General features: G+C 55.6%; 7 protein-coding genes and 1 riboswitch. All 7 genes read right to left on the bottom strand.

Translation table 11 applies throughout. From position 1 onward, the window contains the following. Window positions 1-75: 75 nt before the first annotated feature. Window positions 76-762: an ECF transporter S component gene (locus NST84_RS04455; RefSeq protein WP_342564435.1), complete on the bottom strand. Its 687-nt coding sequence runs from the start codon at window positions 760-762 to the stop codon at window positions 76-78. Further along, entirely contained in the window at window positions 756-2429 is a 1674-nt protein-coding gene (locus tag NST84_RS04450) for an ATP-binding cassette domain-containing protein (RefSeq protein ID WP_342564434.1), read from the bottom strand. Before NST84_RS04450 ends, NST84_RS04455 begins: the two co-directional genes overlap by 7 nt. Beyond that, complete coding sequence (locus tag NST84_RS04445) at window positions 2345-3289, bottom strand: energy-coupling factor transporter transmembrane component T (protein WP_342564433.1); 945 nt, start codon at window positions 3287-3289, stop codon at window positions 2345-2347. The genes NST84_RS04450 and NST84_RS04445 overlap by 85 nt, the downstream gene beginning before the upstream one ends. After that, on the bottom strand, window positions 3286-4122 hold the full coding sequence (locus tag NST84_RS04440; protein ID WP_342564432.1) for a DUF4430 domain-containing protein: 837 nt from the start codon (window positions 4120-4122) through the stop codon (window positions 3286-3288). The genes NST84_RS04445 and NST84_RS04440 overlap by 4 nt, the downstream gene beginning before the upstream one ends. 242 nt (window positions 4123-4364) lie before the next feature. Beyond that, a complete protein-coding gene (locus NST84_RS04435; RefSeq protein WP_342564431.1) occupies window positions 4365-9584 on the bottom strand; it encodes a DUF4430 domain-containing protein in 5220 nt (1739 codons plus the stop codon). Window positions 9585-9918: 334 nt separating this feature from the next. After that, window positions 9919-10126, bottom strand: a riboswitch (cobalamin riboswitch). A 1343-nt stretch (window positions 10127-11469) separates the two neighbouring features. Next, window positions 11470-14718 (bottom strand): hypothetical protein, encoded by a 3249-nt coding sequence (locus tag NST84_RS04430; RefSeq protein ID WP_342564430.1) that lies wholly within the window; start codon window positions 14716-14718, stop codon window positions 11470-11472. Next, a complete protein-coding gene (locus NST84_RS04425) occupies window positions 14715-15977 on the bottom strand; it encodes a hypothetical protein (RefSeq protein ID WP_342564429.1) in 1263 nt (420 codons plus the stop codon). The genes NST84_RS04430 and NST84_RS04425 overlap by 4 nt, the downstream gene beginning before the upstream one ends. Between the last annotated feature and the right edge of the window lie 22 nt (window positions 15978-15999).

Here is a 15999-nt window from a genome sequence, read left to right as displayed (position 1 = left end):
AAATGATGCATAAGTTAAATTTTTGTCGAACAATCTGCTGTCAGCTGAACATTTCGACAAAGCTAATGATTTCGATTAATCCTGCAGCAGCCCGTATTTCCGGCGGAAGCGCTCCAGCACATTGGTCCAGCCTCCGGCAAGCACCGCCAGAAAGAATACATTTGATAAGGCGTGGGCCAGGTCAAAATAAAAGCTGGATGCGTAAGCAGCCGCCACCAGACCCCAGCTGAGGGCTTCGGGCATACTGATGAGATACCACAGGTTCATGATCCATCCGAACAAAAAACCCCAGAGAAAGCCGAACAGCAGCATTCCGCCGCGTTTTTTCATCCACCAGGAGTTCCGCAGCCAGCCTGCACTGAGCCCGGCCATTCCCCAGGCGAACATCTGCCACGGTGTCCAGGGCCCTTGCCCGAAATAGATATTGGACACCAGCGCTGCCACTGCCCCTATAATAAAACCCGCTTCAGCCCCGAACACATAGGCCGAGAGCATTACAAGGGCCGATACAGGCTTCACGCTGGGCAATGCGGCGAACGGTATACGGCTGACTGCGGCAATGGCCGACAATACAGCCAGCAGCACAAGCTCCCTGGACTCCAGCTTCCGGCGCTCCAGCCGCAGAAACACAGGCAGCAGCGCCGCACCGAGCAGCACAAGGCTCAAAAGCATATAGTGACGGTCCTTCAATGCTGCCATAAGCCCCAGTCCGGCCAGAAATACCGCTACAGTAATAATGAGCGGCAGGCGTAACCTTACCATGCTGCTATCACATCCTCAATGGTCAGCGCCCGGGGCAGTAAATCCCGCGCGATCCGGTTAACCGCGGTTGTATAAAAATAGTTGCTGCTGAAAAAGTCCGCCGGCGTTCCCTCCGCTGTGATGCCGCCGTCAAACAGCAGCGCACAGCGGGAAGCATACCGTGCAGCAAACTCCACATCATGAGTTACTACCGTAATACTCATCCCCTGCTCCAGCAGCTGCCGGAGCAGTCCGGCAAAGCGTATTTTGGCAACAGGGTCGAGGCCCTTGGTCGGCTCGTCCAGCAGCAGCACAGCCGGCTTCAGCAGCATGACCATTGCCAGCGCCAGCTTCTGCTGCTGGCCGCCGCTGAGATCATGCGGGTGGCTGCCGAGCACCTGCTGCAGCTCGAATGCTTCAGCCAGCCGGCCGATTTCTGCGAAGGCCTCCTCCGGTGCCAGGCGGGCATATGCAGCCATGTGCTGCAGCTCCTCCAGCGCGGTATCATAGCTGAAATAGAGCAGCGGATTCTGGGCGAGAAAGCCCGCCGTAATTCCTTTGGCCAGCTCCACCTTGCCGCGCTGCGGCTTGGCCAGCCCGCTCAGCACATGCAGCAGCGTGGACTTGCCTGCGCCGTTGCCGCCGAGGATGGCCAGCAGCTCGCCCCGGTGCAGCGTCAGGCTCAGCTTGCGCAGCACCTCACGGCCCTCCTTCTCATAGCGGAAGGTAATCTCTCTTGCGCTTAGCAGCGGAGGAGCAGCGTCATGCGGCAAGGCAGCAGTGTGATTGCCGGGAATGGCAGCCGGATTGCCGCCTTGCGGCTCACCGGCCGCTGCCGGTGCAAGGTTGTGCAGCCAGCGCCTGCCCTCGCGCACCGTAAGCGGCGTGAATTCCGCCAGAGCTTCCGCTTTCCCCTGTGCAGGCAATGCCAGGAACAGGCGCGCTGCTGTCGGCAAATAGGTCTCAATCGCTGCAAACGTTCCCTCCGCTGCTTTAGAGACGAGCTCACGCGGCGGACATGCCGCCTTCAGCATGCCGTCCTCCATCAGCAGTACACGGTCGGCCAGCGGCAGTACCTCCTCCAGCCGGTGCTCGCTGATAACAATAGTCACCGACATTTCCTGATTCAGCCGGTGCAAAGTCTGAATGAATTCACGCGCCGCAACCGGGTCCAGCTGTGAGGTCGGCTCGTCCAGCAGCAGCAGCTTTGGCTGAAGCAGCAGAACGGAAGCCAGATTAAGCAGCTGCTTCTGTCCGCCGGACAGCTCATGCACCGGCTTGTACAGCAGCGGCTCCAGGCCGAACAGTCCGGCCATCTCCGCCAGCCTGCTCCGCATCACCTGCGGGGTGAAGCCCAGATTCTCCATCCCGAAGGCCAGCTCATGCCATACGGTATCCATGACAATCTGCGCCTCCGGGTTCTGGAAGACCATGCCGATCTCCCCGGCTGCCCGTTCCTCTGGCAGCTCTGCCAGAGGCAGTCCTGCATAACGGATTATTCCGCTGCCTGTCCCAACCGGCGCAAGCTCGCGCTTCAGCTGGCGCAGCAGCGTTGTTTTGCCGCCGCCTGAGGGCCCCATCAGCACAACGAACTCGCCTTCCTCTACCGTAAAGGTGAGCTCATGGAGCGAGTCCCGTTCTGCTCCGGGGTAACGGAAGGATAAGCCTTCCGCCGCGATGATCTCCATAACCAGATCTCCTTTCCTTCCAAGCCCGGCGGTATGAGCACGAACAGGCAAAAGCTGATATACATCAGCACTTCCCCTGTGCCGAATACTAAAGGCTTCATACGCGGATAGATTTCAAATGTTCCATATCCCTGCAGCCAGAGAATCAGCGGAATCAGCCCGCTGACTACAAGCAGCAGGAGAACGGCTTTGTCGGCACGATCCATTTTATAGACTGAGTATGTACTGCGTTTGCGGATACCGTACCCCCGTGCCTTCATGGAATCCCCCGTCTGCAGCGCCTCCTCCAGTGACCAGGTCAGCAGTACCTTCAGCAGGGTCATACCGTCCCGCATTCTTTTGCGCAGATTGCCCTTGGCGACGTCGATCCCCCTAAAACGCTGAATCATCGTAATTTCGCGCAGCCTTCTCTGGAATAAAGGTACAAACCGGAGGGCCATCAGGGTCAGCAGCGCCGTTTTGGGGGCGACTGCAGCAAACGCGTACATAAATTTATCTGTTGTTACCGTGTAATTGTAAGAGATGAATAACACAAAAATCGTAAGCAGCACCAGCATCATAATCAGCCCGTACAGCACCGATTCCAGTGTAACCGGCTGATCCCATAAGTAGAAGAGGATATGCGCCCCCCTGTGTGAAAATAACGGGTTCAGCACGGCCACTGAGCCGGCCATCAGCAGATAGAAGGGCAGCCCGCGCAGCAGCTGCCGGCCCTGTCCCTGCAGCAGCAGGAGGATGATTACTCCGGCAAACTCGGTGATCAGGAAGAGCGGATGCATCAGCAAGGCAGCAAACAGCAGCAGCCCGGCATAATAGAGCAGCGCTACCGCCGGATGCATGGCCCGGAAGCCGCTGCTCATGGCGCTTTGGCTCCGAGATCCTTGCCGAGATCAAGTGTGTACAGCCACTCTATCGTATCTCCGGGCTGTACAGTGTAGCCTCCGGCGCTCTTGTCAGGAAACTCCCCGTTCACCCGGTACATCCAGCCGCTCCCGGCACCATGGTCCAATTCATAGAGATTGTCTATGCCTTCGACATAGGCAAAGCCCTTGGCTCCCTGGAATTCCATCTGGATCTTATGCTGGCGGGTGATCCGCTTCAGCAGATCCAGCGCGCTTTCCCCCTCCTTGATTTCGAACGCCGCCGGCGCAAGAATCACCCCGTGCTCGTCATCTCCTGTAATGGAGATGACTGCTGTGTCGGCCACGGCGGCAGGCGGTGCCGCCGTGGGTTTCGCCGGCGGCGGCGTTGCTGCCGGCTTCGGCGATGGTGTGGCTGCCGGCTTCGCTGCGCCGGCGGAAGGGCTTACGGCAGCGGACGGCTTCGCCGCTGCCGCCGCGGTGGCGCCGGCGCCCTTGGCGGGCGGCGCCGTAGCCGTGCCTGCGGGGCTGCTGCCCGCAGGCGGTGTAGCAGGCGCGGCGGCTGCGGCCGCGCCCGGGGAAGCCGTCTCCGCGGCTGCGGGAGACGGCTGGGTGCTGCCCGCCGGCGCGGACGGCGGGGCGGTGACGGCAGCGTCTCCGGGCTGCGGAGACGCGGTGGCCGCCGGCTGCGGGCTTGCGGCCGCAGCCGTGGCACTAGGGCTGCCGCCGTCAGGGGCGGCAGCCTCGTTGCCGGGGGCTGCGCAGCCCGGCAGCAGGAGCGCTGCCAGCAGCAGCGCAGGGTACATCAAACGGCGCATAGCCGGTCTAATCATTAATCTTCGCACCTCCAGAAATAAACCCGTAAAGCAGGGAATTCGCATTGCAATAGATTCATTTTACTTAACTTGACGGAATAACAAAACCTGCAGCTTTTTTTATCTTAGAAAAAAGGGAAAGAACGAGGGCCTTCTGCCCCCGTTCTATCCCTATGCGATCAGCTTCTTTTATTTTAGCTTAAAACGGGCACTAAATCTGCCCCTTCTTTGTAACCTTTCGTGCGGACTGATCCAGCACTTTATGGCAGCCGGACTGCAACCACAGCGGCCATTTCCCGGGTTACCGCAGCTGCAGGATCAAAGGAGCCGTTGTAGCCGCTCATATAGCCAAGCTGAGATACGGTACGTACCGCGGACAGCGCATAGCTGCTGATCCGGCTCTCGTCCGTAAAGGTACCCGCCGTGCTGCTGCTCTCCAGCTTGAAAGCTCTCATAATCATGACCGCCATATCCTGACGGGAAATATAACCGTTAGGATTAAAGACGGTTTCGCTCACTCCGGAGATGATCCCCAGCTCCTTCGCCTTCAGCACCGTTCCGTAATACCAGGAGCCGGCTTTTACATCGCTGAATCCGGAAGCGGCGGAAGAGTCAGACGGCGTTTCACCGGTCAGTCTCAGCAGCAGGGCTGCGAACTCTGCACGGGTGATCTTCTGCTTCGGAGCAAAGACTAGCTCCGTTTCACTGACGCCCTTCATCAAGCCCTTATTAAAGGCCTCTTGCACGGAAGCCAGTGCCCAGGCAGAGATTTGGTTCTCATCGGTAAACTTAGCAGTGCTGACTGTCCCTGGCGTAATGCTGAACAGCTTGTCAGCACCTGTCAGGTAGCGGTCATAGGCAGTAAGTGCAAGCAGCGCCTGCTCGGTAGCCAGACCATTGCCTTGCTGTCCTGCAGTATGGGCATAACTGCCGTCAGCCTGTCTGAACGAAGCCAGATGGCTGAGCAGTCCGCCTTTTTCTTTTACAAAGCGGATATCTCCCGGTCCAATGCCGGCACTGCTAAGAGCAATGATGACTTGGGCGGTACTTTCACTGTTCTCGGTACCCGACACCATATAGCCGCCATTCTCCTGCTGCTGTCCGGACAGCCATGTAACCGCCTTGTCGAGTGCTGTCTGTACTGCTGTCTGGCCGGTATGTGAGGAAAGTGCGGTGACAGCCATCGCCGTCAGATCCACATCATCGGTCCCTCCGGCAGTCAGCGGGAAGCCTCCGTCCTTGCTCTGCAGCTCCAGAATCGAAGCAATTAGACGTTCTTTGGTCCACAGCGCATTTGCAGGTACTGCATAAGAGCCGCTGTCCAGAGCAATCAAGCCAAAAATAAGACCATTGCTGCCTTGTCCAGCCATGTTGCTGTTATTGTAAATTTTCTCAATCAGATTATAGCCGCCGGTATTCTGCGGGTCTGCTCCGGCAGCCGCTACGGCCAGTGCCAGACGTTCGTAGTCCGTCACTTTGCGGAATTCACCATTGTTTGCAGCAAGCTGCTCTCTTACCGTATTTAAATAGCTTGCCGGAACAGTATGACCGCTGCGGGCAAGACCGATTGCCTGCCAGTCGCTCAGCTCTCCGGATGCCGCTACGGTCTTGGCTGTAGCCGCGATGTCCGTTTTCAGCTTGGCCTGCTGCGGCTCAAGCTTGCTGCGGTCTACAACCGCATACGTAGTAAAGTGGCTGATCTTACCGGTAATGGTCCCGGTACTGATATCAAGCACCGCCGGAACCGGAATCCAGTTGCCTGAATTCTCGTTCAGCCAGGCCAGTGCCAGATTGGCCTGATTAGAAGTGGTAACCGGTAGTACAATCTGCAGATCTACTGTTTGCAGGAAATTCGTACCGTCAGGCTGGAAATCATACATTCCCGAAACCACTTCAGGGCGGTTCGCAGGTAACTCCTGGACAATAATGTCCACTGGACTCAGCACCGCACCTGCCGGAATCTGCAGCTGCACTTCACCGCCGCTGTCCTTCAGTACGGACGCTGTACCCGGAGTTACATTCTGTTGGAAGCTGGCCACATTGGCCGCCAGACGCTCTTTAAGCTTGGCTGCTTCTATCGCAGACATCAGATCGCCGATCACGGCTGTTGTCTGGCCAACCTGCTGGAGCGGAAGCGTATTGCCTGCAGTAATGGTGACCCCGGCAAGACTTCCGGATCCCGCTGTTCCTGTATTTCCCGGGCCATTTGGCGGATTACCGATATCAGCTCCGCCGTTGGTTGTATAACGCCAGGCCAGTACATCGCCGCGGCTTAACTTATAGCTGCCCGCGCTTGTATTCGGGAAGCTGCCGTTAACGGAATACATCCAGCCGCTGTCTTTACCGCGGTCCAGCTGCGCGAGACCGTCAATGGATTTAATATAGACGCTGTCGCCGCTGCCTTCGCTCACTACCTTGCTTCCAAGCTGGCGGACCAGCAGGCTGTAAGCTGTCTCACCCTCGTTCAGCGTTACAGTAGTACTAGAGAGAATAGTGCCTTTTATACTGTCGCCTGTGACAGAAATCGTCGCCGTCGCCGGCTGTGGAACCGTGTCTGTAGACGCAATAGTTAATGCCTGTGTATAACGGGCAATGCTTGGCAGCTGGCCTTCCGCATATCCCGTTACAGCCAGAGTATGTGTACCGGCCGTAAGGCCTTGCCCAAAGGTTGCTGTTCCGTCTGAGTTTGTTGTAACTGTAACTCCGCCGGCACTAACCTGAACCCCTGCAGCTGCAGACACAACCAGTTCCGGTACATAGTTTGCATCCCAGACCTGTGCAACCTGCATAACCTTAACCGTGAATGCCTCACCCTGCTTAGGCTGTGCAGGCGTAACCGCCATTGAATCAACAAGCTGTGTACTGCCGCCGCCGTAGTAGACAAGCACCTTGTCGGAGGCCTGCAGCACAAAATCGTTCATCCCGGTATCAGGGAATATCCATTTACCGGCCCGGGATACAACAAAGCCCCAATAGCCGTCCTTATGGTAGACTCCGCCTTCGATTCCGCCGATTCCCTGAACGAAAATACCATACTGGGATTCTGTAGCCTGCAGCGCAATGTTCTTGGAAGCCGTCAGCTGCTGCAGAGCATCATAAGCATTAAATGCCTCAAGTGATCCCTCCGCTAGAGGACCCTGCGGTCCTTCAATTGCCAGAGAGGCTGTCACATTTCCGGGAGCCACCTTGAAGGCCTGCGTGTGCCTTACAATTGTAGGGGCAGCCCCTTTAACGTAGCCGGTTACAGCCAGCGTGTAGACTTTGGCAGACAGTCCTTTTTCAAAAGAAGCCGTGCCCTTATCGTCCGTGGTTACCGTTGTGCCGTTAATCGTTACCTGCACACCGGCTGCCGCTGATTCTACCGGATCACTTGTAAATGTTGCATTATTCCATACCCACTTTACTTGGGTAACCTTTACCGTAAACGGTTCCTCCGGCTTAGGATGCTCCGGGGTTACCTGGACTGTTTGAACAACCTGCGTACCTGCACCGCCGAAGTAGACCAATACTTTATCAGAAGCCTGCAATTCGAAATCGCCCATGCCGACGCTAGGATAAGTCCATTTCCCGTCACGCTGGACAACAAAACTCCAGTACCCGTTGTAGTCTTCACCCGGATATCCGGCAATACCGGATACATAGCTGCCGAACGTGGACTCAGTAATCTGCAGCGGGATATTGTTCGAAGCGGTCAGCTTTTTAAGCGCCGCCAGAACATTGGCTGCCTTCAGCGTACCTTCTGCAATATTGCCTTCCGGTCCTTCCACAGACAGCTGGATGGATACATTTTGAGAAACAACGCTGAGTGTCTGAGTGTGTTTGACAACTGCCGGCGCCTGATTTGCTGCATAACCGCTAACAGCCAGCGTATAGTCGCCTTCCGCCAGACCTTCACTGAACTCGGCTTTGCCATCCTGGTCAGTCTTCGCAGTCTGGCTGCCGATTGCAACCTCAACACCTGCTGCCTTGGAGACTACTGGACTGGAAGTACTGGTTGCATTGTCCCAAACCCACTGGATCTGATTAACAGTAACCGTGAACGGCTCATATTCCTCGGGCTGCGCCTTGGACAAGGTTACCGATTCAATCAGCTGTGTATCAGCCCCGCCGTAATATACAACAATCCGGTCCGAGCTCTTGAGGCTGAAGTCCTTCATACCTACATCCGGATACAGCCACTGCCCGCTGCGGACTACGGCATAGCTCCAGCCGTCCCAGCCGCCGAACATTCCCGCCGCTACATTGCCGATTGCTGTAACGTAGTTTCCGGATGGGTTCGTAAGCGCCAGCCCGTTCTGGGCTGCAACCTTCTCCAGCGCTTCGAGGGCAGTACCCGCATAGGCATTGCCTTGACCCAGCGTTCCCTGTGGCCCTTCAATTACAAGCGGTACATATACCAGCGGATTCTGGGCTGCCGGTTTAGTAAAGTCATACAGCTTTCCGTTGTTGCCACCGCTGAACAGGTTGTAGGCGACCAGTGCCTGCAGCCCTTGTTCGGTTGCATAAGCATTTACATTGCCTGCTTCATTATGGGAAAAACCGCCGCCCGCTTTAAAGAAGCTCAGCAGTCTTGAGATCAGGTCGCCTTCTGTTTTAGCAAACTCAGCCCCTGCCGGGTCTACGCCAAAAGAAGTCAGGCCAATGATAGCCTGGGCGGCACTCTCACTGTTGTCGCCATATCCGCCTTTGCTGTCCTGGGCGGCAGCGAGCCAGGCTACGGCTTTTTGTCCGGCTGTCGCTACGACCGGCTCATTCTTGTGTGCAGCCAGGGCTGCCAGAGCCATCGCTGTCATATCCGGGTCGCTTGCACCAGATGACAGGGTAAAGCCGCCGTCCGCATTCTGCTTGGCCAAAATCTCGCTTAACAGCGCAGACTTGGTCCATTTGGCATCGCCCGGAATGGTGTAATGACCGGAATCCAGCGCAAGCAGCGCGTACACTGGAGCATTTAGCGTCTGTCCGCTGATTCTATCGCTGTTATAAATCTTTTCAATCAGGTTGTAGCCTGCAGACGATCCTTCCCCGGCAAAATTCTCCGGATTAAGACCTGCTGCCTTCACCGCAAGCACAGTACGTGCATAATCAGTGACATTGGCAAAGCTGCCTCCTGCCTTCTGCACATCGAGCTTAAGGTTCTGGGCGTAGCTATCCGGTATTTGATAGCCTGCCTGAGCCAGGGCAATGGCCTGCCAGTCCGACTTTATACCGCTGCCAAGAATATACTCGGCAGTTTGGTAAGTGGCCTCTTTTACAGTAACCTGTTCGTTCACCGCCGCTGCCGCCAGCGTACTCAGCAGTTGAGCGGAGGAATCGTCCGCTGCGTACACAGACTCCGTTACACTTTCCGTTCCTGTAACCGCCGAAGCGTCCGCTGCAGCATAGCTTTGCCCGGAAGGAACGACTGCGCCTCCTATAATCGAGATAACCAGCAATAAAGCCAGGCCAAGTCTCAGAAACCGGGCAGAAAATTTCTTCTTCATTGTTAACCTCTTTTCCGTTAATAGAATGAACTTGCTTTACAGCACAGCAGACAGCAGAATCCGGATTTGCATCCTCTGGGGAAAGTATCCGTCTCTGCCGGAGCAGGGGGAGAATTAGAGCCGGAAGCCTGGGCTCCCCCATTGCAACATAAAAACCGCCCCTGTTAAGGGCGGCCGGGAAGAATACAAATTAATCGGCTGTCATTGGAGCCTGCGGATAGTAAGACCGTTATCAGCAAGTTCATATTCCAAAAAGGCACACTAACGCATAATACACCCTTTTTTTAGCCGCAGTTCATCTGCATGTGTTCCGCATTCTTACCCCACGAAGAAGTGAAACGTCCATGAAAAAGGCAGGTCTCCTGGCTTATGCCTCATCGCTTCCCCCTACCTTCCCGTCGGCTTAAACAGCCAGACAGTGGCACCTTTATCAGGAGTCGCTCAGCATTTACAGTGGCGGGACCGCGCCGGACTTGCACCGGCCTTCCCTATTAAGCGGATTCTATCTGGATAGAACGCGCACCTTTTTCAATAGCTTATTAAATTTTATTATTCATAATAATATCTACTATTCCCCTCTATGTCCATAGGAAAAGCTGATACAATCTCTTTCCATCCCATGTCAGCTAGATAAGCCCGGAAACGATTAGGCGTTATTCCTTCTAACCAATTGGCTTATACGGGGAGGGCGTCGTCTACGCAGACTACTCTTAATACTCTTAATAGGAAAGCTACCTCAACCACGCTGGCTCTCTAAACATACAGACTCCCTGCTCCTACCTGCCCGCTCCAACCACACATTTAATTGCCACAAACACCTGCCGCGCAAAAACAACTTTTCTATCAAACTACTTTACTCTACTCTACTCTACTCTACTCTTACTCAGGCCTCTCCAACCGCACGTTGATCCGCCACCAAGTTCCTGCCTTCAAACTAACCTATCCTGAAGCTGCTTCACCCTCAAATAGAAGGGGACACGCGGGCTAGTTGGAAAAAAGCAACTTAATTCCGCCGAAATCCCCATTTCAGTGTAACTAAGTGGAAAATGGACACTTAATTCACCAGGTTTGAGCACTTTTCGGAGAAATCTCTTCAAATAAGTAGCGAATTTCCACTTAGTTCTGTCCATCGCTGATTTCAGCAGGAATTAGTTGTCTAAAATCCACTTAGTTTCAGCTCGTTCGCTGTAAAATCATCAGGAACGCCATCAGGAATGCACCCGCCCAGCCATCACCGGACGATTGTGCTGTTCGGATTACTCACACTACCACTTCAGCAAACTATCCCATCTTGCAGACTACTCTACTCTACTCTTACACTTACTCTTACTCTGGCCTATCCAACCGCACGTTGATCCGCCACCAAGTTCCCGCCTTCAAACTAACCTATCCTGAGGCTGCTTCACCCTCAAATATAAGGGGACACGCGAGCTAGTTGGAAAAAAGCAATTTAATTCCGCCGAAATCCCCATTTCAGTGTAACTAAGTGGAAAATGGACACTTAATTCACCAGGTTTTAGCACTTTTAGGAGAATTCTCCTCAAATAAGTAGCGAATTTCCACTTAGTTCTGTCCTTCGCTGATTTTAGCAGAAACTAGTTGTCTAAAATCCACTTAGTTCCAGCTCGTTCGCTGCAAAATCATTAGGAACGCTATCAGGAACGCACCTGCCCAGCTGTCTGCGCATTGTTGCGAGCTGTTGCGAATATCTGTGAACGGTTCAGCTGTTCAAGATTCAAAGTTCAAGGTTCAATGTAACTCACATTTAGTAATACTCCTCCCCATCCGCAGAAAAAAATCCTGAACGTACCCGCGCCGCCATCCGGCCACCGGTACTGTTCAGGATCAAGTTAATTTGTACATTAATTAGTTATGCAAAACAGGGCTACTCCGCCCCGGGAGTCCTCTCAGCATCAGCATCATTAGAGCCCGCTTTGTTTGTATTATCCCCATCAACCGTATTGTTGCCAACGGCATCATTTCCACCGTTGCCACCCGCACCAGCAGAATCGTCAGGCGTTGCTCCAGCTGTAGCGGAAGGCTGCACCGCCGGTGAAGCGATGGCCCCCGCTGCCGGGTCAGGCTGAACAATCAGCTTGTACTCACCGGCTGTAATCATACTTCCGGCTGCAATTACGGCACCCGCTTTCAGGTCAACTGTGACCTGGTAAGCCCCGGCGCCCTGCTGGCCGGTTGACGGCGGAGAAGAGACGGACACGTCCCCGTCTCCTGCCCCAACGCCTGCAGTGCCGTCCGTTCCGCCGCCAGCATTACCCGCAGCTGCGTCGTCTGTCCCGGCTCCCGCGTTCCCGGACGCAGTGCCGTCCGTTCCGCCGCCAGCGTTGCCCGCCGCTGCGTCGTCTGTCCCGGCTCCCGCGTTCCCGGACGCGTTGCCGCCCGTTCCGCCGCCGGCGTTGCCCGCCCCTGCGTCGTCTGTCCCGGCTCCCGCGTTCCCGGACGCGTTGCCGCCCGTTCCGCCGCCGGCGTTGCCCGCCGCTGCGCCGTCCTCACCAGAGCCGCTGTCACCCGCGGCTCCCGGTTCCGGCAACGCCGTCAGGCAGCTGCCTGTCGTCGCAACAACATCGTACGTGTCCGTCACCTTATCCCCGGACACGATTCCAATCTCCGCCGGCTTAAAGGCGGAGCACTCTGCGGCACCGGCAAAGGTGAACACCAACCGGGTGCCGGCTGTACCGCCGCTGCCAAGCGCAACGGTAACCGCGCCGGTTCCGGAGCTATTCTCCGGCTGCGCTGTATCGGCAGGGTCCGGGCGCAGCAGGCTGACTGCAATAATCACCCCGATGATCACAAGCCCCAGAATGGTGCCGCTGATCAGGAGTTGAAATCGGCTGCGACTGACCCACCGCGCCAGCGGTGAAGCCAGCTTGCTGCGGGCTTCGTTATAAACATTCTGCAGTGCCGGTCCTGCGGCAGCTACATAGCTTTTGCGGAAATCCCGGTTTTTGAAGGCTTCACGGTCTTTGTTCATGAAGTACTTCAGAATGGCCCGCTTATATCCCGGCCACAGCTTTTTATTAGAAACCGTGAACAGCCTGCTGCCCTGCGACCAGTCAAAGAAGCGGTACACCGTTTCTTTATCTCCGCCCGCCTTGCGCATAACCAGCTCCAGCAGTGCATCATAATCCAGTGGCCCGTCTTCGCGCTCACTGATATGATAGAACGCCAGCGGCAGACGCTCAAACGGCTCTGCTCCGCGCATATCCTTCAGCCAGCGCCGTCCGAGCAGCTGCACATCGTCCAGCTCACGCGGAGCAAGTCCGGCAAAAATCCCCTCATCCGGCTTCTCCTCGCCAAACCAGCGGTAGGCCGCCCGCAGGGCATTCGCCTTGCGTCTGCTGATCGAATCGAGCGGCGGCTGCCAGTCCTCGGAGTCGCGGTAGCGCAGGAACGAAATATCCAGCAGCTGCTCCAGCGTCAGCTCGTCCAAATCCACACGGCTCAGCAAAAAGCGGTCCGCCGCATTCGCCAGCTCCAGCAGCAGCGACATCGCCTCCGGATAGAGGCCGCTGCCTCTGCGCCGCTCTTTTTCCGCCTTCTCGACAAAATCATGGGCAGCCGCTACGGCAGCCACAGGATTGTTATCCCCGGCCAGCCTCTCAAGCAGATACTCCTTGACCATGTCCCGGGCAAAGTCCTGCTGCAGCACCTCCGGTAAAAAGCGTCCCCAATGGAACACGAAGCGCATCACATCTTTTGAATCAACCGAAGCAGCCAGCCGGGATTCCATATAGGGCTCCAGCAGCTGTCTGCGGAATACGGGCTGGCCCAGCACTTTTTTGAAAAAAGCTGCACTCAGCCCGTCATTGCTCTCAATAATGCCATAAGCCGCAGCCAGCACATCCCCGCGCCCCGCAGCTGTACCATTCAGCATGCCGTTGATGTAATAATCGACGATTTTACCGCGGTAGTTATGTCCTTCCAGCTCAAAATATTCCTTAAACTGCTCCAGCACCTCAGGCTGTGGAATCCCGCGCTGCCGGATGGCATCATACTCGCGGTCGAACCGTTCCAGAAACAGATCATTCAGCCGCACCCGTGACTCCAGCGCTCCCTGGGGCTTCAGGTAGGACAACAAACCGCTGAGCACAGCGATTTTATTGTCCGTATATAACTGCTCATCGCCCTGCTCAATCTCATAAAAGACTGCCAGCTCATTGTAAACAGCCAGCTGCAGCTTACGCTCCACCCCTTCCCCTGTCAGCAGGGAATCGGCAAACCGGGCATAATCCTCCATGCTGCCCTTCCGGTTAAGCGTCTTCCAGACCAGCTCGGCAAAGGGCTGCCGGGTCCCGCCAAAATCAGTATTCAGCATCCGGCCGGAAGCCAGATCGAACACATAATCCTTTTCGATATTGCGGTCCCCGGGACGCAGCGAGCCTTTTTCCACAAAGGTCAGATGAATGTATTTGCGGCTCTGCGGCTCATTAGCATACGTAATCACGCCCAGTCTGCGGCGAAAATCGTTAGGCAGCACGCTGAAAAGGACCTCTGTCAGGCCGGCGGCATGCCGCGATATCTCGCTGATCGGCACATCGAGCGCAATATAGATTTTTTTCTTCCCGGCTACGGAGAGCATGACCGCCTGCAGCAGGGCCTTGAACGTTTCTTCGTTAAAACCGAGCGTACGCAGCACAGTCAGCGGATCAGGCCGGCTTTCTCGCTGCTGTACAGGAATATGGTCCAGCTCCGGTAAGGTCCCGCCAAGCTCGCCTTCATAGCTGACCGCAAAATCCGCATGCAGCCAGTCCCCGTATTGCTCCACAATCTCTTCAGAGCGGATCGGCGGCACAATAAAGTTATGGGCAAAAAAAGCGCTCCGCTGCCCCGTAAAATCAGCCGCCAGATAGCGGCTCTGCCCGATCACCGTATCGTTCGTCTCCGTATGGAACAGGTGCAGTGCAGCCGGGTAAACCTCCTCATTCTTCTCACCGCGTGCGCTAAGCTCAGCCGGAGCATCGTAGAGGCAGAAGGGATGGAGGATTTTTTTGACAAAATTATTATCTAAGCTTTCCGATTTCGCTACCGTATCGAAGCCCTCGGTTGACCGGTAAACCCCGCGCCGCTGTCGGGTATACATCTGCTGGGTGATCCCGGACCCTGAAAATCTGTTCACGGCCCGTCGCTCCCCTCAATATATTTCAGCTTGTGCAGCAGCCAGATAAACGGCTCGTCTACGCGGATCGGGCTGACCACACCTTCGATTTTCTGATTGACCGGATTGCTGCCCAGCGCAGACACGGCGAAATATCCTGTATTGGCAAAATAAACATCCATCGTATCCTTGAACGGGCGGTCCACCTTCTCAATAAACCGGCGGATTTCTCCGTCAATATTGTGGAACTCATCCAGATTCAGCGTTTTTCGGTGCACGTAGTTGTTGAATACATTGCTGTTCGCCTTGATATAATCCCCGTCTTCATCCTTGAGCGAATGCAGCATATCGCTTTTAGCCAGGACAACCGCTGTCGGAATATCGGTTTTACTCTTCTCCTGATAAGCGATAAAATCGCCGAACATCGTCAGCACCACATCGCGCGGCTCATCATACTGCGATACCCACTCACCTGGCTTGTCGCCGTAGTTGATGCGGATTTTCTCGCGGACGGAGCGGATCTGCAGCGGATCGACCATGAACAGGATGCCGGCGGAGTTTTTGATATGCTGGCCGTGCAGGCCGAGATAATCCTGGTCGACCATGCCTTCACCGGCGACATCGAAGAACACCAGCGTCAGCGGCGGCTTGCTCTCATCTTTGAAGACGAACTGGAAGATGAACGGCTCCTGCATTTTTTCCTTCTGGGTCGAAGCCAGCAGATCGCCGCGCTCAAACAAAGGCTCTTCGTACAGCGTGCGGAACTTGCGGCTGATCTCGGCATTCAGCGGCATACAGGCTGCGTCAAAATGTCCCGCCGTCGTATGCTGCAGCGTATGAATCAGCGAGGTCATATACACCGACTTCCCGACCTGGGAAGCCCCGATGATCGAAATGATGTTGCTCGGCACCTTGCCGGCGGTTACAGGCAGCTCGTTATGGCAGGCCGGGCAGAGCCGTCTGCGCGTCAGCACCCCGTAGCGGTCGGTGAGCCCGGTCAGCACATGATCCGTATAGTGGTGGTACTCTTCCGGAATATCTGCCGGATTCAGTATCGCTTCCATATCATCCACCGTATCGAGCCCGAAGCGCTCACGATACTTGTTCAAGGCATCATCTTCGCCCAGCGCGTAATTTTCATCATCTTCACGGCTGTGCATAGCCCGGAAAACCACTTCCTCCGGCTGGAATTTCGTGAAGCAGTAAGGGCACACAATATCATAAAAAAGCGGCCGCGGCTGCGGCTGGCTTTTCTTCATAAACCGGCTGAAAAAAGACATTTTCTTTTCCCTCCCAAACGTT

Source organism: Paenibacillus sp. FSL R7-0345 (genome assembly GCF_038595055.1).
GTDB lineage: Bacteria > Bacillota > Bacilli > Paenibacillales > Paenibacillaceae > Paenibacillus_AQ.
Note: the sequence above shows the minus strand (reverse complement) of the source record. Positions and strands in the feature narration are given on the sequence as shown.